Source organism: Microbacterium deminutum (assembly GCF_039530205.1).
Lineage (GTDB): Bacteria > Actinomycetota > Actinomycetes > Actinomycetales > Microbacteriaceae > Microbacterium > Microbacterium deminutum.
In genome coordinates, this window is sequence record NZ_BAAAOG010000001.1 from 498,170 (window position 1) to 517,670 (window position 19,501).

18 protein-coding genes and 1 riboswitch are annotated in these 19,501 nt (G+C 69.3%); of the genes, 7 read left to right on the plus strand and 11 right to left on the minus strand.

Going from position 1 to position 19,501, the window contains the following annotated elements; translation table 11 throughout:
• Window positions 1-40: 40 nt before the first annotated feature.
• Window positions 41-844 (plus strand): HNH endonuclease family protein, encoded by an 804-nt coding sequence (locus ABD212_RS02175; protein ID WP_344090714.1) that lies wholly within the window; start codon window positions 41-43, stop codon window positions 842-844.
• A gap of 11 nt (window positions 845-855) precedes the next feature.
• On the opposite strand, the gene ABD212_RS02180 is transcribed toward ABD212_RS02175, so the two are convergent.
• The 5 genes from ABD212_RS02180 to ribD all read right to left on the minus strand — a co-directional run bounded on the left by ABD212_RS02180 (window position 856) and on the right by ribD (window position 4,838).
• A complete protein-coding gene (locus ABD212_RS02180; protein ID WP_344090716.1) occupies window positions 856-1,209 on the minus strand; it encodes a Fe-S protein in 354 nt (117 codons plus the stop codon).
• A gap of 143 nt (window positions 1,210-1,352) precedes the next feature.
• Entirely contained in the window at window positions 1,353-1,829 is a 477-nt protein-coding gene (gene ribH, locus ABD212_RS02185; RefSeq protein WP_344090717.1) for a 6,7-dimethyl-8-ribityllumazine synthase, read from the minus strand.
• A complete protein-coding gene (gene ribA, locus ABD212_RS02190) occupies window positions 1,826-3,100 on the minus strand; it encodes a GTP cyclohydrolase II (RefSeq protein ID WP_344090719.1) in 1,275 nt (424 codons plus the stop codon). Before ribA ends, ribH begins: the two co-directional genes overlap by 4 nt.
• The gene (locus tag ABD212_RS02195; RefSeq protein WP_344090720.1) at window positions 3,097-3,792 is read right to left on the minus strand and encodes a riboflavin synthase; all 696 of its coding nucleotides are present in this window, start codon (window positions 3,790-3,792) and stop codon (window positions 3,097-3,099) included. The genes ribA and ABD212_RS02195 overlap by 4 nt, the downstream gene beginning before the upstream one ends.
• Window positions 3,792-4,838 carry a bifunctional diaminohydroxyphosphoribosylaminopyrimidine deaminase/5-amino-6-(5-phosphoribosylamino)uracil reductase RibD gene (gene ribD / locus ABD212_RS02200; protein ID WP_344090721.1) on the minus strand — a complete coding sequence of 349 codons (1,047 nt, stop codon included), beginning with the start codon at window positions 4,836-4,838 and terminating at the stop codon, window positions 3,792-3,794. The genes ABD212_RS02195 and ribD overlap by 1 nt, the downstream gene beginning before the upstream one ends.
• 53 nt (window positions 4,839-4,891) lie before the next feature.
• Window positions 4,892-5,053: riboswitch (FMN riboswitch) on the minus strand.
• A gap of 190 nt (window positions 5,054-5,243) precedes the next feature.
• On the opposite strand from ribD, the gene ABD212_RS02205 reads away from it, so the two are divergent.
• The 4 genes from ABD212_RS02205 to glpK all read left to right on the plus strand — a co-directional run bounded on the left by ABD212_RS02205 (window position 5,244) and on the right by glpK (window position 10,284).
• A complete protein-coding gene (locus tag ABD212_RS02205) occupies window positions 5,244-5,582 on the plus strand; it encodes a YciI family protein (RefSeq protein ID WP_344090723.1) in 339 nt (112 codons plus the stop codon).
• A gap of 1 nt (window position 5,583) precedes the next feature.
• A complete protein-coding gene (locus tag ABD212_RS02210; protein WP_344090725.1) occupies window positions 5,584-6,837 on the plus strand; it encodes an RNA polymerase sigma factor in 1,254 nt (417 codons plus the stop codon).
• Between the two features lie 104 nt (window positions 6,838-6,941).
• The gene (locus tag ABD212_RS02215; protein WP_344090726.1) at window positions 6,942-8,660 is read left to right on the plus strand and encodes a glycerol-3-phosphate dehydrogenase/oxidase; all 1,719 of its coding nucleotides are present in this window, start codon (window positions 6,942-6,944) and stop codon (window positions 8,658-8,660) included.
• Window positions 8,661-8,730: 70 nt separating this feature from the next.
• Window positions 8,731-10,284 carry a glycerol kinase GlpK gene (gene glpK / locus ABD212_RS02220; RefSeq protein ID WP_344090727.1) on the plus strand — a complete coding sequence of 518 codons (1,554 nt, stop codon included), beginning with the start codon at window positions 8,731-8,733 and terminating at the stop codon, window positions 10,282-10,284.
• A 133-nt stretch (window positions 10,285-10,417) separates the two neighbouring features.
• Here the strand turns inward: glpK and ABD212_RS02225 are convergent, their stop codons facing one another.
• The 3 genes from ABD212_RS02225 to trpS all read right to left on the minus strand — a co-directional run bounded on the left by ABD212_RS02225 (window position 10,418) and on the right by trpS (window position 13,009).
• The gene (locus tag ABD212_RS02225; protein WP_344090729.1) at window positions 10,418-11,290 is read right to left on the minus strand and encodes an Fpg/Nei family DNA glycosylase; all 873 of its coding nucleotides are present in this window, start codon (window positions 11,288-11,290) and stop codon (window positions 10,418-10,420) included.
• Between the two features lie 33 nt (window positions 11,291-11,323).
• Window positions 11,324-11,890 carry a GNAT family N-acetyltransferase gene (locus ABD212_RS02230; protein WP_344090731.1) on the minus strand — a complete coding sequence of 189 codons (567 nt, stop codon included), beginning with the start codon at window positions 11,888-11,890 and terminating at the stop codon, window positions 11,324-11,326.
• Window positions 11,891-12,004: 114 nt separating this feature from the next.
• Window positions 12,005-13,009, minus strand: a complete 1,005-nt coding sequence (trpS, locus tag ABD212_RS02235; RefSeq protein ID WP_344090733.1) for a tryptophan--tRNA ligase — start codon at window positions 13,007-13,009, stop codon at window positions 12,005-12,007.
• 167 nt (window positions 13,010-13,176) lie between these two features.
• Between trpS and ABD212_RS02240 the strand changes: the two genes are divergently transcribed.
• Together ABD212_RS02240 and ppsA are read left to right on the plus strand one after the other, a co-directional pair.
• Entirely contained in the window at window positions 13,177-14,091 is a 915-nt protein-coding gene (locus ABD212_RS02240) for a pyruvate, water dikinase regulatory protein (protein ID WP_344090735.1), read from the plus strand.
• The gene (gene ppsA / locus ABD212_RS02245; protein ID WP_344090737.1) at window positions 14,088-16,478 is read left to right on the plus strand and encodes a phosphoenolpyruvate synthase; all 2,391 of its coding nucleotides are present in this window, start codon (window positions 14,088-14,090) and stop codon (window positions 16,476-16,478) included. Before ABD212_RS02240 ends, ppsA begins: the two co-directional genes overlap by 4 nt.
• Before the next feature lie 61 nt (window positions 16,479-16,539).
• On the opposite strand, the gene ABD212_RS02250 is transcribed toward ppsA, so the two are convergent.
• The 3 genes from ABD212_RS02250 to ABD212_RS02260 are packed head-to-tail and all read right to left on the minus strand — an operon-like array spanning window position 16,540 to window position 19,501.
• Window positions 16,540-17,385 (minus strand): exodeoxyribonuclease III, encoded by an 846-nt coding sequence (locus ABD212_RS02250; RefSeq protein WP_344090739.1) that lies wholly within the window; start codon window positions 17,383-17,385, stop codon window positions 16,540-16,542.
• A gap of 45 nt (window positions 17,386-17,430) precedes the next feature.
• The gene (locus ABD212_RS02255; RefSeq protein ID WP_344090742.1) at window positions 17,431-18,669 is read right to left on the minus strand and encodes a YihY/virulence factor BrkB family protein; all 1,239 of its coding nucleotides are present in this window, start codon (window positions 18,667-18,669) and stop codon (window positions 17,431-17,433) included.
• A gap of 34 nt (window positions 18,670-18,703) precedes the next feature.
• Window positions 18,704-19,501, minus strand: coding sequence for a succinate dehydrogenase iron-sulfur subunit (locus ABD212_RS02260; protein ID WP_344090744.1), 798 nt, complete (start codon window positions 19,499-19,501; stop codon window positions 18,704-18,706).

Consider the following 19,501-nt stretch of genomic DNA (forward strand, 5'->3'; position numbering starts at 1 on the left):
GGCGAATCGCTCGGCCCCTCCGCCACCGCGGCCCGGAGCCATGACGACCTCGGGCCTCACGCCGGGGCGACGCGCGCGCCGACGTCGCGCCATCGCCGCCGCTGCGGCATCCATGGCTCTCGTCATCTCGGTGATCGTCATCGCCGTCGCGCTCGGGACGCCCCGGCAGGAGTCCGCGCCCTCTCCCGACGCCGTTTCCGCCGGCGTCGCGCCGACGGCCGCAACGCCCAGTGCGACGAGCATTCGCACCCCCTCGGGCTCACCGCCGGCGACCGCTTCCGTCTCGGACGCGGATGCGGCGATCGCCCGGCTGGCGATGCTCGAGGTGGTGGCGGGCTATTCCGACGCCCGGTATGACCGGGATCGATTCGGGGAGACTTGGGCGGATGTCGACCGCAACGGCTGCGACACCCGCAACGACACGCTGGGCAGGGATCTGCTCGATCCGGTCTTCAAGCCCGGCACCCGCGACTGCAAGGTGCTCAGCGGCCTGCTCGTCGATCCGTACGACGGGACGCACGTCGATTTCGTGTCTGGTCGGAACACCTCGGCCCTGGTGCAGATCGATCACGTGGTGGCGCTGGCGTGGGCGTGGCGACACGGCGCCGAGTCGTGGACGGATGCCCAGCGCACCGCGTTCGCGAATGATCCGAGGAACCTCGTCGCGGCATCCGAGGAGATGAACCAGGCGAAGAGCGACTCGGGTCCGAGCGAATGGCTTCCGCCCGTCGCCGAACTCCGCTGCGGATACGTCGAGAACTTCGTCGACGTGCTCGACGCGTACGACCTGGGGATCGACCCTGCGGACAAGGATGCCGCTCAAGCCGTCCTCGAGCGCTGCTGACGTCGAGCGGACTAGCGCCAGAGCACCGCGATGCTCGCGTTCGCGATGGTCAGGATGCCGATGGACCAGAAGATGGCCGGAGGCACCGAGCCCGTCTTCTTCTGCCGGCCCTGACCGATGCCGAGGAGCGCTCCGATCACGATCAGGATCAGGAGTTTCACGCCCAGCTTGACGTAGTTCAGCTCGTACGAGATGCCGAACGGGATCGCGAGGATGAGGCCTGCGAGACCGGCGATTCCGAGGCCGATCTGCATCAGCCGGGTCACCTGCATCCGGCGGTTGAAGGCCTCGACGGCCCACGCCCCGAAGAGGATCGCGAAGCCGATGAGATGGATGATCACGACGATGCCGCGGAGCGTCTCCATGGAGGTCACGCTAGGCCGTTGACCGGCATCCCGCCAGCAAGGCCGAACCCATGTCGCGGGTCACTCACGAGCGGCCGAGCTCCGCGTCGCCGGTCGTCGAGCGCGCGAAGCGAGACGAAACGCGCGGAACCGCGGCGCCCGCCTCAGGCGCGCAGGCCTCGCAGCACGATCGCGGTGCGGATGGCGGCATCCGCGGCTTCGAAGCCCTTGTCCTCTTCGGAACCCTCCAAACCCGCGCGCGCCAGCCCCTGGACCTCGTTGTCGAGCGTCAGCACGCCGAAACCGACCGGCTTGCCGGTGTCGAGTGCGACCCGCGTCAATCCGTCGGTCGCCGCAGACGACACGAACTCGAAGTGCGGAGTGCCGCCGCGGATGATCACGCCGAGCGCGATCACGGCGTCGGCACCGGCGTCGAGCGCGGTCTTCGCCGCGACGGGCAGCTCGAACGAGCCTGGAACCCGCACCAGTCGCCCCGTCGCGCCGGCGGCCTCGACCGCGCGCTGCGCGCCGGCGATCAGCCCGTCGGTGATCACCTCATGCCACGTGCCGGCGATGATGACGACATCCAGACCGGTGCCGTCCACGGTTCCGACGACGTGCGGCGAACCCTTTCCGCTCAACGCTCCACCCCTTCGTGCATCTGGGCGAGCGCGTCGGCGAGGTCGTCCTCCGCGATCAGGTGTCCCATCCGGTCCCGCTTGGTCGCGAGGTACTGGTGGTTGTTCGGGCCGACGCCGACCAGCAGCGGCACCTGCTCGACGATGTCGAGACCGAACTCACGCAGCTGGGCGACCTTGTCGGTGTTGTTCGTGAGGAGGCGCACCTTGTCGATTCCGAGGTCCGCGAGGATGCCGGCGGCGGCCGCGTAGTCGCGGGCATCGGCGGGCAGACCCAGCGCGAGGTTGGCGTCGACGGTGTCGAGGCCGCGCTCCTGCAGGCTGTAGGCGCGCAGCTTGTTGATGAGTCCGATGCCGCGTCCTTCGTGGCCGCGCATGTAGATGACGACGCCGCCCTCGGTGGAGATCGCATCGAGTGCGGCATCCAACTGGGGTCCGCACTCGCACTTGAGCGAGTCGAACGCCTCACCCGTCAGGCACTCGGAGTGCACGCGTACCAGTGGCGAGTCGACGAGGTCGCCCGAAACGACGGCCAGGTGGTCGGTGCCTGTGATGCGGTCCTTGTAGGCGAGGAACCGGAAGTCGCCGTGCGCGGTGGTCACATTCGCCTCGGCCCGCAGGCTCACGCGGCGCTTGTGCGAGAAGCGCGCGGGCACCTGAACCGGCTCATGCTGGTCCAGGTAGGCGATGAGCTGCTCGATCGTGATGACGTTCACGCCGTCGCGGGCGCCGAGCTCGATGAGCCCCGGCATCCGCATCATCGAACCGTCTTCGGCGACGACCTCGGCGATCGCCCCGACGGGCTCGAGGCCCGCGAGCCGCATCAGCTCGACGGCGGCCTCGGTGTGCCCGCCGCGCTCGCGAACGCCGCCGTCGACGGCGCGCAGGGGCAGGATGTGCCCGGGGCGGATGACGCTCGACGGCTTCGACGTGGGGTCGGCCAGCACGTTCAGGGTGTGGGCGCGGTCGGAGGCGCTGATGCCGGTGGACTCGCGGTCCGCGGCGTCGACGCTCACGGTGTAGGCGGTGCCGCGGGCATCCTCGTTCACCTCGACCATCGGGGGCAGGTCGAGCCGATCCGCCCAGTCGGCGGGCATCGGCGCGCAGATGAAGCCGCTCGACCAGCGGACCGTCCAGGCGATCCACTCGGGCGACGCGAGCTGCGCCGACAGGATGACGTCGCCCTCGTTCTCGCGGTTCTCATCGTCGGCGACGATGACGGGCCTGCCGGCGCGGAGGGCGTCGACGGCTTCGGGGATCGTGGAAAGGCTCATCGGGAGCCTCCTTCGTTCGATGGGGTCGAGGGAGCGAAAGCGGCCTCGCGGAGCGCGGGTGCGGCCGGAGCAGCGAAAGAAAGCAAACGCTGCACATGCCGCGCCAGGATGTCGGTCTCGAGGTTGACGTGGTCGCCCGTCGTCAGCCGGCCGAGGGTGGTGGCCTCGAGCGTCTCAGGGATCAGCGACACGGCGAACCACTGCTCATCGGGCGCCGAGCCCGCCGAAGCGATCGCGGGGCTGACGTCGCTCACGGTGAGGGACACGCCGTCCACGGCGATCGAACCCTTGTCGACGACGAGAGGCGCGAGGTGGGCGGGCAGCGCGATGCGCAGCACCCGCCACTGCGCGCCGGGCTGCACTTCGAGCACCTCGCCGGTGCCGTCGATGTGCCCCTGCACGATGTGACCGCCGAGGCGGCCGTGCGCTGCCGTCGCACGCTCGATGTTGACGGCGCGTCCCGCCGCGATGCCCGCGAGCGTGGACATGTCGATCGTCTGCTTCATGACGTCGGCGGTGAACCAATCGGCACCCTGGTCCACGACCGTGAGGCAGACGCCGCTCACCGAGATCGAGTCGCCGTGCGCGGCATCCGACACCGCCTTCGGCGCCCGCACCGTGAGGCGCACGCCGTCCCCCGACGGCTCGACGGCGGTGACCGCGCCGATCTCTTCGACGATTCCGGTGAACATCAGACGTCTCCTCGAGTCGGTGCGTGGGCGGGGCCAGTGGGGTTTGCGACGATCAGCAGGTCGTCGCCGAGTCGCTCGACGGATGCCACGGCCAGTCGTCGCGCGTCCTCGATGGACGCGACGCCGATGTCGGTCAGGGCGAGACGATCGCCGCCGAGCAGCACGGGTGCGATATAGGCGAGCACTTCGTCGGCCAACCCTGCCTTCACGAATGAGCTCGCGAGCGTGGGCCCGCCCTCGACGAACACGCGATGGATGCCGCGCCCCCGCAGGTCGTCGAGCACGGCGGTCAGGTCGTGCGTCTCATAGAACAGGGGCTGAAGGGGGTGGCTGCGGACGGCGGCGGAGCCCGGCGTAGGCGTCCGGCCGATGACGACGGGAACGGGCTGGGCGTCCAGCAGCTCACCGCCCTCGGAGCGCGCGGTGAGCGATGGGTCGTCGGCCAGCACGGTTCCGGTGCCCACGACGATGGCGTCCGCTCGGGCCCGGCGGTGGTGCACGTCCGCGCGCGCGGACGGTCCGGTGATCCATCGGCTGGTTCCATCGGATGCCGCAGCCCGGCCATCGAGGCTCTGCGCCCACTTGACCGTGACGAACGGGCGCCCGAGGCGCTGGACCGTCAGCCAGGACTGGAGCAGCGCGGTCGCCTCGTTCGCGAGCAGTCCCGATTCCACCTGCACGCCGGCATCACGAAGCCGGGCGCCTCCGCCCGCGGAGCGCGGGCCGGGATCGGCGACGGCATACAGGACCCGTGTCACACCCGCGTCGATGAGGGCCTCCGAGCAGGGCCCGGTCCGCCCGTGGTGATTGCACGGCTCGAGGGTGACCACGGCGGTGGCGCCGTGCGCGGCTCCGGGCGCGAGCTTGGTCAGCGCGTCGATCTCGGCGTGGCTGGTTCCGGCGCCTCGGTGCCAGCCCTCGGCGATCACGTCGCCGTCAGGGGAGAGGATCACGGCGCCGACCTGCGGGTTCACTCCCCGCGGCCCGTTCTCGGCCAGGGCGAGCGCGCGCTGCATCGCATCGCGTTCCACCTGCGTCGCCGGCATCCGAGTCCTTCGTCCAAGGCTCCGGGAAATGGCGAGTGACGGCGCGAACACCGTCCGTGCTGCCTCCCATCCGGACTCGCAGCAGTCGCCTGCCGCATCACCGTCGGTTCCGGAATTCCACCGGATCGGCCGCGGCGGCACCCGATCGGATGCTGATGCCTTGGCTCGCGGACTGTCACCGCCGGTTCGGATTCTCACCGACCCCGGAGCACGTCAATGCTCTCGAGTCTAAGTCAACGCCGAGAGGGCGAGTTCATTCCATGTCCTCGCATGAACCAACTGGTCCCGGGACTCGCTGCTGGGAACCCCGACGACTATCGGGTGGACGTGTGTCGATGAGGGGTCCGGGTGCGCGTCGATGAATTGAGGGGCATCCTCAGAGAGCAGACATGAAGGAGAGTCGAGATGCCGAACTATCTTGTGACCATCTACCGGGACGAATCGACGTTCACACAGCAGCAGGGCACGGCCGTGAGCGCTCCGTATCGGGCGTTCATGCAGCGGCACGCGGGCTCGCTGCGGGGCGGGGCGGGTCTGGAGCCCGCTTCGACTGCCACCTCCATCCGCTCCGACGGGAACGGCGGCTACGCAGTGACGGACGGCCCGTTCGCCGAGAGCAAGGAGGTGCTGGGCGGCTACTACGTGATCGAGGCGGCGGACCTCGACGAGGCGCTGGCGATCGCGAAGGAGGTCCCGGCACCGTTCGGCGGGGTCGAGGTGCGTCCGATCCGGGTGCTGAGCTGAGATGGCGGCCAGCGCGGAGGTCGCCGCGGCGGTGGCTGAGGCGCACCGCCGCGAGTGGGCCGCCGTGCTGGCCGCGACCGTGCGAGTGGCGCGCGATCTCGGGACCGCCGAGGAGTGCGTGCAGGATGCCTACGCCTCGGCCCTCCGGGTATGGGGAGAGCGCGGCATCCCGACCCGTCCCGGAGCGTGGCTCACGACCGCGGCGCGCAACCGTGCCCTGGACGTCCGTCGCCGGGGCGTCACGGCGGAGCGCGCCCTGCCCGACCTGCTGCCCGACCAGGAGGCCCCGGACGCCGACGACGGCGATGCCGGCTTCGGCGATGATCGCCTGAGGCTCGTCTTCACGTGCTGCCACCCGGCGCTGTCGATGGATGCGCGTATCGCGCTCACGCTGCGCATGGTGGGGGGCTTGACGACGGTCGAGGTCGCCCGGGCGTTCCTCGTCAGCGAGCCGACGATGGCCGCACGGATCACGCGGGCGAAGAAGAAGATCACGGTGGCGCGCATCCCGTACCGCGTCCCGGAGCCCGACGAGCTGCCCGAGCGCCTGGACGGCGTGCTCGACGTCGTCCACCTCATCTTCTCGACCGGGCACGCGGCGCCGGTCAGCGAGCAGCTGATCCGGCGGCCCCTGATCGAGCGGGCGCGCGATCTTGCGATCATGCTCCGCGTTCTGCTGCCGGAGGACTCCGAGGTCGCGGGGCTTCTGGCCCTCATCCTGCTGACCGATGCGCGACGATATGCCCGAACGGATGCCGATGGCGGCGTCATCCTCCTCGAGGATCAGGATCGGTCGAAGTGGGATGCCCGATCCATCCGAGATGGTCTCGCGTCGCTCCGCGCTGCGACGGAGCACCGACGACCGGGTCGCTTCGCCCTCATGGCGGCCATCGCGGCGGTGCACGACCAGGCCCCGACCTGGGATCAGACCGACTGGGGGCGCATCCGAGACCTCTACGATCAGCTCCTGGACGTGTGGCCCTCGCCGGTGGTCGCCCTCAATCGTGCGATCGCGGTGGGCTTCGCCGACGGCTTCGGTGAGGGTCTGAGCCTCCTCGACGAGCTGCGAAGCGAACCCACGCTGGCGGGATACGGGTACCTCGAGGCGGCGCGCGCCGACTTCCTCGCGCGTCTCGACCGGATCTCGGAAGCGGTTGCGGCATACGAAGAGGCGATCGTGATGACGGGCAATGCGGCCGAGCGCCGGCTGCTCGAGCGGAAGCTCCGTCTCCTCAGCGCGACCCGCAGGCCCTAGACAGTCGCGAGGCTCCGACGACACTGCGGGCGATGACGGCCGCAGTGTCGCCGGCCGGTGCGATCATTGAAGACAGCAGGTGTCGAGCACGTTCGGGAGAATCGATGGCGGGGGCAGGTGACAACCGAGGGTTCGAGGCGCTCGCCGTTCGGCCGTATGCCGACGTCCTGATCATCGGCGGCGGGATCAACGGACTCGCGACCTTCCGCGACCTCGCCCTGCAGGGAGTCGACGTCGCGCTCATCGAACGCGACGACTTCGTCAGCGGAGCATCGGCTGCGTCGTCGCACATGATCCATGGCGGCATCCGATATCTCGAGAACGGCGAGTTCCGACTCGTCCACGAGGCGGTCACCGAACGCAACTCCCTGCTGCGGACCGCGCCGCATTACGTGCGTCCGCTGCAGACGACGATCCCCATCTTCGCGACCTTCTCCGGCGTCCTGAGCGCACCGCTGCGGTTCCTGCGGCACGGCTCGGCGGCGCACCGCGAGCGCGGCGCGGTGCTGATCAAGGTCGGGCTGGTCATCTACGACTCCTTCTCGCGCAGTGGCGGCAGGGTGCCGCGTCACGAATTCCACGGACGCCGGCGGTCGCTCGCGCAGCTGCCCGCACTCAACCCGGATGTCAGGTACACCGCGACGTACTGGGATGCCTCGCTCCACGATCCCGAGCGGCTCGCGATCGATGTGCTCCGCGACGGCCGTGCGGCAGGCGGCGAACGGGCTCGCGCCGCGAACTACAGCGCGGCCGTGAGAGTCGAACGAGGGCGAGTCGTCGTGCGAGACGCCCTGACCGGTGCGGAGACGCCGTTCGCGGCATCCGTCGTCATCAACGCCTCGGGTCCGTGGACCGATCTGACCAATCTCGCCCTCGGCGACCCGACGGACCACATGGGCGGCACGAAGGGGTCGCACATCGTGCTCGATAACCCTGAGCTGCTCGCGGCGACGGGCGGACGGGAGCTCTTCTTCGAGAATCGAGACGGCCGGATCGTCCTGATCTACCCCCTCAAGGGACGCGTGCTCGTCGGCACGACCGATCTCGAGCACGACATCGCCGACCCGATCGTGTGCACCGAGGCCGAAGTCGACTACTTCATCGAGCTGATCGCCCAGGTGCTGCCCGACATCGAGGTGAACAGGTCGCAGATCGTGTACCGGTTCGCGGGCGTCCGCCCGCTCCCCGGGCACGGCGACATCGCTCCCGGCTTCGTCTCGCGCGAGTACCGGGTCGACGCCGAAGAGATCGTCGGGGGGGATGCCACCGTCCTCAGTCTCGTCGGGGGCAAGTGGACCACGTTCCGCGCGTCGGCGGAGCATCTCGCCGATCGGGCCCTCGGGGTGCTCGCCCAGCCACGGCGCCGTTCGACGAAGGGGCTCGCGATCGGCGGCGGGCGCGGATTCCCGACGACCGAGCGCGCTCGGCGGCAGTGGATCGACGGCCACGCGGCAGGGCTCGCCCTCGACCGGGTCGCAACCCTGCTCGACCGCTATGGGACCATCGCCGAGGAGGTCATCGCCGCGATCGTGGCCGACGACGCGGACGCGCCGCTGGCGACGCTGCCCTCATACAGCACCGGCGAACTGCGGCACATCGCCCGCACGGAGGATGTCGTGCACCTCGATGACCTGCTGATGCGCCGGGAGAGCCTCGCGTTCACGGGAGCGGCCACCGCGGCCGCAGCGGCAGAGGTGGCAGAGGCCATCGCCGGAACACTCGGGTGGGATGACGCCCGCGTCGCGCACGAGGTCAAACGGGGGCTCGCGCGCGTCCACGCCGCGGATCCGACGTGGGCCGACACGTCGGTGGCTGCGCGATAGCCTGACCCCAGTCGATCGCGACGACGCGCCGACGACCGCGGGCGGTGCGCTCGCCGGGAAGGAGACCGCTGTGGCCGACCACGTGCTGGCGATCGATCAGGGGACCACCTCGACGCGCGCGATCGTGTTCGACGCGGCTGGATCGGTGGTGTCGGTCGCCCAGCGCGAGCACGAGCAGATCATGCTGCGCGCCGGCTGGGTCGAGCATGATCCGGTCGAGATCTGGACGAACACGGAATGGGTGACCTCCGCCGCGCTGTCGCACGCGAAGCTGGGCCGCGCGGACGTCGCCGGCATCGGAGTGACGAATCAGCGCGAGACGGCGATGGTGTGGGACCGCCGCACCGGACGTCCGGTGCACAACGCGATCGTGTGGCAGGACACCCGCACCCAGCCGCGCATCGACGAGCTCATCGCCGAGGGGGGCGGAGCCGAGGACGGGGCGGATCGATTCGCCGACGCGACCGGGCTGCCGCTCGCGACCTACTTCTCGGCGTCGAAGATCGCGTGGATCCTCGACAACGTCCCGGGCGCACGGGCTGCGGCAGAGGCGGGAGATCTGCTGTTCGGAACCCCCGACACCTGGGTGGTGTGGAATCTCACGGGTGGCCGGCGCGGCGGCATCCACGTCACGGATGTCACGAACGCGAGCCGCACGCTGCTCATGGATCTGCGGACCCTGGACTGGTCGGACGAGCTGCTGGACGTGTGGGGGATCCCACGGGCGATGATGCCCGACATCCACTCGTCGTCCGAGGTCCTCGGCGAGGCCGCGCTGCCGAGCGCCGCCGATGGGCTGCCGATCGCCGGAATCCTCGGCGACCAGCAGGCGGCGACGTTCGGGCAGGCCGCGTTCGATGCGGGGGAGTCGAAGAACACCTACGGCACGGGCAACTTCCTGCTCGTGAGCACGGGCACCGACATCGTGCGCTCGGGCAACGGGCTGATCACGACCGTCGCCTACCGGTGCGGCGACGAGCCAGCGCGCTACGCGCTCGAGGGCTCGATCGCCGTCACCGGCTCGCTCGTGCAGTGGCTGCGCGACAACCTCGGGATCATCCAGCGGTCCGAGGAGGTCGAGAGCCTCGCGGCGTCGGTGGACGACAACGGCGGCGCGTACTTCGTGCCGGCGTTCTCCGGGCTCTTCGCCCCCTACTGGCGCCCCGACGCACGCGGCGCGCTGGTGGGCCTCACGCGCTTCGTCAACAAGGGCCATATTGCGCGCGCCGCGCTGGAATCCACCGCCTTCCAGACGCGGGACGTCGTCGAGGCTGTCGTCGCCGACACCGGCCGTCCGCTCGAGGAGATCCGGGTGGATGGCGGGATGACGCGCGACGGCATCCTCATGCAGTTCCAGGCCGACATCCTGGGCATCCCCGTCGTGCGGCCGAAGGTCGTCGAGACGACCGCGCTCGGCGCCGCGTACGCCGCCGGGCTCGCGACGGGAGTGTGGAGCAGCCGCGACGAGCTGCGCGCGCACTGGCAGGAGGACGTCCGCTTCGAGCCGCAGATGCCGCCAGACGAACGCGAGAAGCGCTACGGACAGTGGAAGAAGGCCGTGTCGAAGTCGCTCGACTGGGTGGATGACGACGCTCGCACGCTCATGGCCACCGCCGACGGCTGACCGGTCCTCCTGCCCGCCTTCCCGGTCGTTGAGCGAGCCGGAGGCGAGTCGAAACGCGCTGGCCGTCGCGGTGGGTTCGGCGCGTTTCGTCTCGGTCGCTGCGCTCCCTCGCTCAACGACCGAGGGGCTCGGGCTACTTGAGCAGCCGCGACAGCCGACGGTCGGCGAGGGTCTTCCCACCGGTCTGGCACGTCGGGCAGTACTCGAGCGAGTTGTCGGCGAAGAACACGCTGCGGACGGTGTCGCCGCACACCGGACACACTTCGCCGCGCCGTCCGTGCACCTTCATGCCGCGCCGCTTCGCGTCCTTGAGCTCGGCAGGCGGCTTGCCGGATGCCTCGGCCACCGCCTCGGTGAGCGTCGAGGTCATGGCGGCGAAGAGGGTGTCCACGTCGTGGTCGGTGAAGGTGGCCGCGAGGGCATACGGCGACATCTTCGCGGCGTGCAGGATCTCGTCGGAATACGCGTTGCCGACGCCGGCGATCACCGACTGATCGCGCAGCACACCCTTGATCTGGGTGCGCCTGCCCTCGAGCAGTCCGGCGAGCGTGTCGCGGGTGAACGCGGGGTCGAGGGGGTCGGGGCCGAGCCGCTCGACTCCGGGCACGTCGTGGGGATCCCGGACGACATAGACGGCGAGCGATTTCTTCGTGCCCGCTTCGGTGAGATCGAAACCCGAGCCGTCGCTGAGTGCGACCCGCAGCGCGATCGGCGTCTTGCCCGGGCGGATGACGGTGGCGGGCAGCTGGTCGTACCAACGCAGCCAGCCCGCCTTGGCGAGGTGGAAGATCAAGTGGGGTTCGGCATCCGGTGATCGCGTCGCGAGGTCGATGAACTTGCCGTGTCGCTGCGCGCCGGTGATCTCGGCGCCCTTGAGCGCATCGACGGGCGGGTCGTATGTCTTCAGGGCGGCGATGTTCGCCACCGAGACGCGGGTGATCGTGAGGCCGGTCACGCGGTCCCGCAGGAACTCGACGAGACCCTGCACCTCGGGCATCTCAGGCATGACGTCATCCTCGCATGCCGTTGCGACGGCGGGTCAGTCGTCGACGACCGGCCAGGGCTGCGGCATCCGGTCGTCTGTCGACAGCAGTCCCGCGATCCAGCCGTCGTCGCGCCCACGCGGGCCGCTCAGCCCTTGACGCACGAGCCCCTCATATCGGAACCCGAGTGCGTGCGCCGCCCGTGCGGAGGGGACGTTGCCGACCACGGCGCGCCATTCGAGGCGCTTGAGATCGAGCCCGCCGGGGTCGAAAGCGAAGTCGATCGCGGCGCGGGCGGCCTCCGTGAGATAGCCCTTCCCTCGCGCGGGGAGCGCCATCCAGTAGCCGATCTCAGCCGACCCGCCCCGCTGCACGCGGTGCAGGCCCAGCGCGCCGACCCAGCGCCCGTCGACGCGGATGCCCCATACCAGGTCGGTCTCGGCATCCCACCACTCCGCGACCTTGCCGACGAACTGCTCGGCGTCCGCCCGCGCGTAGGGCGAGGGCAGGGTGGTCCAGCGCGGCACCTCCGGATCCTGTGCCGCCTCGGTGATCGCGTCGAGGTCGGCCTCGGTAGGGATCGAGAGGACGGTGCGGTCGGTGCGCAGGGTTACTGGTGCCACCCCGCCACCCTAGGGCGTTCCGCTTCGGACGAGCGGCCGTGTCGCGGCATCTGGCCGCCGGCAGCCCCCGCCCGGGCAACCGGGCTGCGCCCGCCTCGGGCTGGCCCGCCCAGGCTATGCCCGGCGGAGCAGCCCGACTTTGTCGTAGACGTCGGCGAGGGTGCGGTTCGCGATCGCCTCGGCCTTGCCGGCGTTGACGGCCAGCACGCGATCGAGCTCGGCCGGATCGTCGAGGAGGTCGAGCGCGCGCTGACGCACCGGGCCGAACTCGTTCACCACGACCTCGGCGAGGCCCTTCTTGAAGTCGCCGTAGCCCCGTCCCGCGTACTCGTCCTCGATCGACGGGATCTGGCGACCGGTCAGCGCCGCGTAGATCACGAGCAGGTTCGACACGCCGGGCTTCGACTCGCGGTCGTACCGCACCGAGCCCTCGCTGTCGGTCACCGCGCGCATGATCTTCTTGGCGTTCTTCGCGGGTTCGTCGAGGAGCCACAGCACGCCCGCCTCGGACTCCGCCGACTTGGACATCTTCGCCACCGGGTTCTGCAGATCGAAGATGCGGGCGGTGTCCCGCTGGATCACCGGCATCGGCACCTTGAACGTCTCGCCGAATCGCGAATTGAAGCGCTCCGCGAGGTCGCGCGTCAGCTCCACATGCTGCTTCTGGTCATCGCCGACCGGAACGATGTCGGTCTGATACAGCAGGATGTCGGCGGCCATCAGCACCGGGTAGGTGAAGAGGCCGACCGATGTCGCGTCGGCGCCGAAGCGCTGCGCCTTGTCCTTGAACTGGGTCATGCGTCCGGCCTCGCCGTAGCCCGTGATCGTGGACAGGATCCAGGCCAGCTCGGGATGCGCGGGCACGTGCGACTGCACGTACAGCGTCGACTTCGAGGGTTCGATGCCGGCCGCGATGTACTGCGCGGCGGTCCGGCGGGTCTTCTCACGCAGCTCGGCGGGGTCGTACGGCTGCGTCAGCGAGTGCAGGTCGACGACCGAGAAATACGCGTCGTACGCCTCTTGGAGGTCCCGCCACTGCATGAGCGCCCCGATGTAGTTGCCGATCTGGAGCGAATCGGCCGAGGGCTGCATGCCGGAGTAGAGGCGGGGTTTGCTCATCCGACAATCTTAGGTGCGCCCTTGCCGCGCCCTCGCCGACGGCCTTCCCCGGCGACGATGTGCCGCCCGGGCGGAAAGAACTCTGGACTGCGCTCCGCATGATGCCCTCCGTATCATCAGTGGCGAGTCGCATCGACGCGGCCCCGATCACGTGAGCGGAGGCGAGGATGCCTGGCGAGTCACCGGAGGCGGAACGGGGATCGACTCCGGCCCGGGGGCGGCTCGCCTACTTCGTCTCCGACAGCACCGGCATCACCGCAGAGACTCTGGGCAATGCCCTGCTGATCAACTTCCCCGCCATCTCCTTCGAGACGTACTCCTTCCCCTTCGTCGACACGGTCGACGAGGCCGAGCTCGTCGTACGGGAGATGGATGGCGCGGCCGACGTCGGCGAGCCTCCGCTGATGTTCACCACGGTCAAGGTCCCCGCTGTGCGCGCAGTGCTCGCCCGCGCCCGCGCCGTCACCGTCGACCTGCTGAGCGGTCACCTCGGGCTGCTCGAGGAGGCGCTCGGCACCACCGCCTCGGAGCAGCTCGGCCAATACCACGGCGTCGGAGACGTCGAGCGGTACTTCGGGCGGATGCGCGCAGTGGAGTACGCGCTCGAACACGACGACGGGCAGAGCATGCGCGGCCTGGATGCAGCCGACGTCATCATCGTCGCTCCCTCGAGGTGCGGGAAGACGCCGACGACGATGTACCTCGCTCTGCAGTACGGACTCCGCGTCGCCAACTACCCGCTCATCGACGACGACTTCGAGCGGGAAGCGCTCCCGTCGCCCATTGCTCCGTACCTGAAGCGGTGCTTCGGGCTCACGACCAATCCACTGCGGCTCAGCCAGGTGCGCCACGAGAGACGGCCTTCCTCGCGCTATGCCAGCCTCGAGCAGTGCACGTATGAGCTCCGGCGCGCCGAAGAGCTGTACGCGCGCTTCGGCATCCCGTACATGAACTCCGCGACGAAGTCCGTCGAAGAGATGTCGGTCGTCATCCTGCAGACGATCAGAGATCGCGACACGACCCATCGAGACAAGAGAAAACGGACGCATGAAGGCGTCCCCGGCGAAGGAGCACGGATATGACGAACATCGCATGGTTCCAGGACGTGGGCATGAAGGATGTCGACCAGGTGGGCGGCAAGAACGCCTCGCTCGGCGAGATGGTGAGCAACCTCGCGCACCTCGGCGTCCACGTCCCCGGCGGGTTCGCGACGACGGCCGACGCGTACCGGTCCTTCCTCGAGGCGAGCGGGCTGTACGAGAGGATCCGCAGGGCGGCCGAATCGATCGACGTCGAGGATGTCACCGAGCTCGCGCGGGTCGGCGCGAAGATCCGCGGATGGATCGAGCAGCAGCCCTTCCCCGACGACCTCGACCGCGACCTCCGAGACGCCTACCGGACCCTCAGCGAGGGCGACCCGGCGCCGGACGAGGTGTCGTGGGCGGTCCGCTCGAGCGCGACCGCGGAGGACCTGCCCGACGCATCGTTCGCGGGCCAGCAGGAGACGTTCCTGAACATCCACGGCATCGACAACGTCCTGGCCGCCGTCCGTGCGGTGTTCGCCTCGCTGTACAACGACCGCGCGATCGCCTATCGCGTCCACCACGGGTTCGAGCACCACGATGTCGCCCTCTCCGCGGGCGTCCAGAGGATGGTGCGCTCGGATCTCGGATCGTCGGGCGTGATGTTCACGGTCGACACCGAGTCGGGGTTCGCCAACACCGTGCTCGTCACCTCGTCCTGGGGGCTTGGCGAAGCCGTCGTGCAGGGCGCGGTCAACCCCGACGAGTTCAGCGTGTACAAGCCCGGGCTGCGCGAGGGACGGCCGTCCATCCTGCGCCGCGTCGTCGGCGACAAGGCCGTGAAGATGGTCTACGCAGAGGGTCGCGGCGTCGGGACGAGCACCGTTTTCACAGATGTCCCGCCCGAGGATCGGATCCGGCTCAGCCTGACCGACGACGAGGTGGTGGAACTCGCGCGACAGGCGCTCGTCATCGAGGACCATTACGGCCGTCCCATGGACATCGAGTGGGGCAAGGATGGCGTGGACGGCAAGCTGTACATCCTGCAGGCGCGGCCCGAGACCGTCGTGTCGCGAGTCGAAGCGGGTGTGCTCAGCCGGTGGGTGCTCGGCAAGCGGGGCGACGTCGTCACGACCGGCAGCGCCATCGGCAATCGGATCGGCGCGGGGCCGGCACGGGTCATCACCTCGGTTGCCGAGATGGAGAGCTTCCAGCCCGGCGAGGTGCTCGTCGCGGACATGACCGATCCCGACTGGGAGCCGATCATGAAGCGCGCCTCGGCGATCGTCACCTCCCGCGGAGGCCGCACGTGCCACGCGGCCATCATCGCGCGCGAGCTCGGCGTCCCAGCCGTCGTCGGCACCGGCGATGCGATGCGGATCATCGGCGACGGCCGAGAAGTGACGGTCTCGTGTGCCGAGGGCGACGTCGGGTTCATCTACGACGGCATCCTCGAGTTCCATGAGGAGCGCGCACAGCTGTCGGAGATGCCTGAGATCCCCACGAAGATCATGATGAACGTCGGCACCCCGTCCCAGGCGTTCTCGTTCGCGCAGCTGCCCAATCACGGCGTCGGACTCGCGCGGCTCGAGTTCATCATCAACCGGCAGGTGGGCATCCATCCCAGGGCCCTGCTCGAATACGACACGCTGAGCCCCGCGCTGCGGGCGCAGATCGCCCCGCGCATCGCGGCCTATCCGTCGCCGCGCGAGTACTTCGTGAGCCGCGTCACCGAGGGCGTCTCGACGATCGCGGCCGCGTTCGCGCCCGAGCGCGTCATCGTGCGGATGAGCGACTTCAAGTCGAACGAGTACGCGAACCTCATCGGCGGTCCGCAGTACGAGCCGCACGAGGAGAACCCGATGCTCGGCTACCGGGGGGCATCGCGCTACATCTCACCCGACTTCCGGCAGTGCTTCGAGATGGAGTGCGAGGCGATGCGGCGCGTGCGCGACGACATGGGGCTCGTCAACGTCGCGCTCATGATCCCATTCGTCCGCACCGTCGATGAGGCGCGGGCCGTCATCCGGCTGCTCGCCGACAACGGACTCCGGCGAGGCGAGAACGGTCTCGAAGTCATGATGATGTGCGAGCTGCCCTCGAACGCCGTGCTGGCGGACGAGTTCCTCGAGCACTTCGACGGCTTCTCGATCGGCTCGAACGACATGACGCAGCTGACCCTCGGGCTCGACAGGGATTCCGCGCTGATCGCGTCGCTCTTCGACGAGCGCAACCCCGCCGTGCTGAAGATGCTGTCGCTCGCGATCGAGGCGTGCCGTCGCAACGGCAAATACGTCGGCATCTGCGGTCAGGGGCCGAGCGATCACCCGGACCTCGCGGTGTGGCTGCTCGAGCAGGGTATCGAGTCGATGTCGCTCAACCCCGACACGGTCGTGGACACCTGGCTGCGATTGGCTCGCCTGTCGCAGCCGGTGGGGGTCGAGTAGCCTGCACCGGGCGAATGGGAGGGGATCGTGACCGGGGAGGGCACGACGGTGTCGCAGCGGTTCAGTCGCCGACGGTGTAGTCGGCCACCACGGGTGAGTGATCGCTCCAGCGGGTGCTCCATGACGGCGCGCGCGGCACCTCGTATCGCGTGACGCGGTCGGCGAGCGCGGGGGTGGCGAGGTGGTAGTCGATGCGCCAGCCGGTGTCGTTGTCGAACGCATGACCGCGCACCGACCACCAGGTGTACGGACCGTCGATGTCACCGTGGAAGCGGCGTCCGACATCCACCCACCCGAGCCCTCGCCCGATCGAGCCGTCGGCCCCGGTGATGTCTGCACCGGCCTCACCGAGGAAGCGGTCGAAGTACGCGCGTTCGCGCGGCAGGAATCCCGCCTTCTTGACATTGCCCTTCCAGTTGCGGATGTCGAGCTCACGGTGCCCGACGTTCAGGTCGCCCATGATCAGGCTGAGCGGACAGGCGGCGGCGAGCACCGGCATCCGCGCCTCCATCGCGTCGAGAAAGGCCCACTTGGCGTCCTGCCGCGGGGTCTCGGCCTCGCCGGTGGGGACGTACGCGCTCACGACGGTCAGGCGCTCAGCGCCGATCTCGAGGTCTGCCTCAATCCACCGGCCCGCGGAATCGAGAGGCTCGGGCCCGAGCACTCGCCGTACCTCGATGGGCGGCGTCCGGGTGCCGATGGCGACACCGGCCCGTCCCTTGGCCATGGCCTCGTCGTTGACGAACTCCCAGCCCGGGAGCACGCCGCGAAGCTCATCGGCCGTGGCGCGCACCTCCTGCAGAGCCAGCACGTCGACATCCGCGGCATCCAGCCACTCGATCATGCCCCGGCGCGTCGCCGCGCGTACTCCGTTGACGTTTACCGAGGCGATCCGCACGCGTGACACGACCGCCAGCCTATCCGCGCTCGCCGACACCGATCGCGGCAGCGGTCACTGCAGGATGCTGCTCTTCTGCGGTGATGGCGGGGCGGATGCCTCGACCTCGCGGAGCTCTTCTTCGGCCTCGCGGACAGCGCGATCTGCCAGCCACACCCGGAACCACGGGGCGTGCGCCTTGGCCTGTTCGGCGGTGCGCAGCCGGACCTGGGCCGCCAGCAGGAGCGCCGCGTGCTCGGCGGCAACGCGCTCGGCCTCCGTCTGGGGGAGGAGCGCGACGTTGCGGTCATTGGCGGCGACGGCGATCCAGGCGGCGGCGACGAGCATCACGATGCCGATGAGCCTGAACCACAGCAGCAGACCGATGAAGATCGCAAAGGTTGCGAGCAAGGGGTTGGAGGGGGTGTAGCTCAGCAGGAGGCCCGCCCCCAGCTGGAGGACGGAGATGCCGATGCCGCCGACCATCGCGCCAGGCCAGATCCTTCGCCACGCGAGCTGGGCGCCGGACAGGAACCGGAACAGGGCGGCGAGCGCGGCCGAGGTGATCGCGAAGCCGACGAGGATCGAGCCGGTCCGGACGCTCGCGTTGATCCATCCGCTGGCGAGGTCCAAGCCGAGGAGCGACGCCATCGTATTGAGCGCCCACGTGCCGATCGATCCCAGCGCTGCGCCCAGAACCAGCGCGAGTCCGAAGATCGCCGCGGCCAGGAGATCGCGAGCTTTCAGCAGGAAGTAGCTTCGGCGATCGGGCGGCAGGCCGAAGATGTCGCGCACCGCGCGTCGAGCGTACGTGACGAATCCGATCGCGGTCCAGATCAGCGTGCCGAGAGCGATGACACCGGTCCACCCCAGCACTCCGGAGTTCTGGGACGCGATCTCCTGGACCTGTTCCGGCGTCGCGATGCCGCCGGAGTCGGCGATCAGCCCCGGGATGTAGCTGTTGATGAGGCCGATGAGCCACGCGACGGCCTGCTCGCTTCCGCCGAGCCACAAGCCTGCGATGGCGAATGCGACATAGATCGCAGCGAAGGACGCGAACAGCGCCTGGTAGCTCACGCCTGCGGCGAGCAGGAACCCGTTGTGGAGCAGGAAGTGCCGCCACACCCGCACCGGGAACCAGGCCATCGTCGCCCGCGTGAGGCGCGTCGCCCGTGAGATCGGCTGGTCGAAGCGGACGCGCAGCGATTCCTGCGTGTCATCCCAGCGCTGGCGGAGGGTCTCCTCCTCCTTCGCCGCCGCGCGAGCGGAATCGTCTGCGCTCGGCTTGCCGCCTCCGCCCCGATTCTCGGCCACGGTGACAGATTAGCGAGCGTCGATCACCGGCCGGCTACGTCCGGCCGCGCAGCACCGCCTGCTTGACCTCGGCGATCGCCTTCGTCACCTCGATGCCACGGGGGCATGCCTCGGTGCAGTTGAAGGTCGTGCGGCAGCGCCACACCCCCTCTTTGTCATTGAGGATGTCGAGCCGCACGTCGCCCGCGTCATCGCGCGAGTCGAAGATGAACCGGTGCGCGTTGACGATCGCGGCGGGTCCGAAGTACTGGCCGTCGGTCCAGAACACCGGGCACGACGAAGTGCATGCCGCACAGAGAATGCACTTGGTGGTGTCGTCGAAGATCTCGCGGTCCTTGATCGACTGGATCCGCTCCTTGCCTTCGGGAGGCGTCGAGTTCGCGATGAGGAACGGCTGGACTTCGCGGTACGACGCGAAGAAAGGCTCCATGTCGACGACGAGGTCCTTCTCGAGCGGCAGGCCCTTGATCGCCTCGACATAGATCGGCTGCGAGATGTCGAGGTCCTTGATCAGGGTCTTGCAGGCCAGGCGGTTGCGCCCGTTGATGCGCATGGCATCCGACCCGCAGATGCCGTGCGCGCACGAGCGGCGGAACGTGAGCGACCCGTCGACCTCCCACTTGATCTTGTGCAGGGCGTCGAGCACGCGATCGGTGGCGTAGAGCTCGACGTCGTAGTCGACCCAGCGCGGCTCTTCGTCCACCTCGGGGTTGAAGCGCCGGATGATGAACGTGATCAGGAAGGACTGGATGCCGGTGTCAGCCGGCAGCGACTCGACCGCTTCGCCCGCGTCTGCGTCGGTGCGCTCGATGATGTCCGTTGCAGAGGTCAT

Excerpts from the sequence above, each read along its gene's own strand:
- ABD212_RS02175 (WP_344090714.1), top strand. The coding sequence starts at position 41 with ATGACGACCTCGGGCCTCACGCCGGGGCGACGCGCGCGCCGACGTCGC.
- ABD212_RS02180 (WP_344090716.1), bottom strand. The coding sequence starts at position 1,209 with ATGGAGACGCTCCGCGGCATCGTCGTGATCATCCATCTCATCGGCTTC.
- ribA (WP_344090719.1), bottom strand. The coding sequence starts at position 3,100 with ATGAGCCTTTCCACGATCCCCGAAGCCGTCGACGCCCTCCGCGCCGGC.
- ABD212_RS02195 (WP_344090720.1), bottom strand. The coding sequence starts at position 3,792 with ATGTTCACCGGAATCGTCGAAGAGATCGGCGCGGTCACCGCCGTCGAG.
- ribD (WP_344090721.1), bottom strand. The coding sequence starts at position 4,838 with ATGCCGGCGACGCAGGTGGAACGCGATGCGATGCAGCGCGCGCTCGCC.
- ABD212_RS02205 (WP_344090723.1), top strand. The coding sequence starts at position 5,244 with ATGCCGAACTATCTTGTGACCATCTACCGGGACGAATCGACGTTCACA.
- ABD212_RS02210 (WP_344090725.1), top strand. The coding sequence starts at position 5,584 with ATGGCGGCCAGCGCGGAGGTCGCCGCGGCGGTGGCTGAGGCGCACCGC.
- ABD212_RS02215 (WP_344090726.1), top strand. The coding sequence starts at position 6,942 with ATGGCGGGGGCAGGTGACAACCGAGGGTTCGAGGCGCTCGCCGTTCGG.
- ABD212_RS02225 (WP_344090729.1), bottom strand. The coding sequence starts at position 11,290 with ATGCCTGAGATGCCCGAGGTGCAGGGTCTCGTCGAGTTCCTGCGGGAC.
- trpS (WP_344090733.1), bottom strand. The coding sequence starts at position 13,009 with ATGAGCAAACCCCGCCTCTACTCCGGCATGCAGCCCTCGGCCGATTCG.
- ABD212_RS02240 (WP_344090735.1), top strand. The coding sequence starts at position 13,177 with ATGCCTGGCGAGTCACCGGAGGCGGAACGGGGATCGACTCCGGCCCGG.
- ppsA (WP_344090737.1), top strand. The coding sequence starts at position 14,088 with ATGACGAACATCGCATGGTTCCAGGACGTGGGCATGAAGGATGTCGAC.
- ABD212_RS02260 (WP_344090744.1), bottom strand. The coding sequence starts at position 19,501 with ATGACCTCTGCAACGGACATCATCGAGCGCACCGACGCAGACGCGGGC.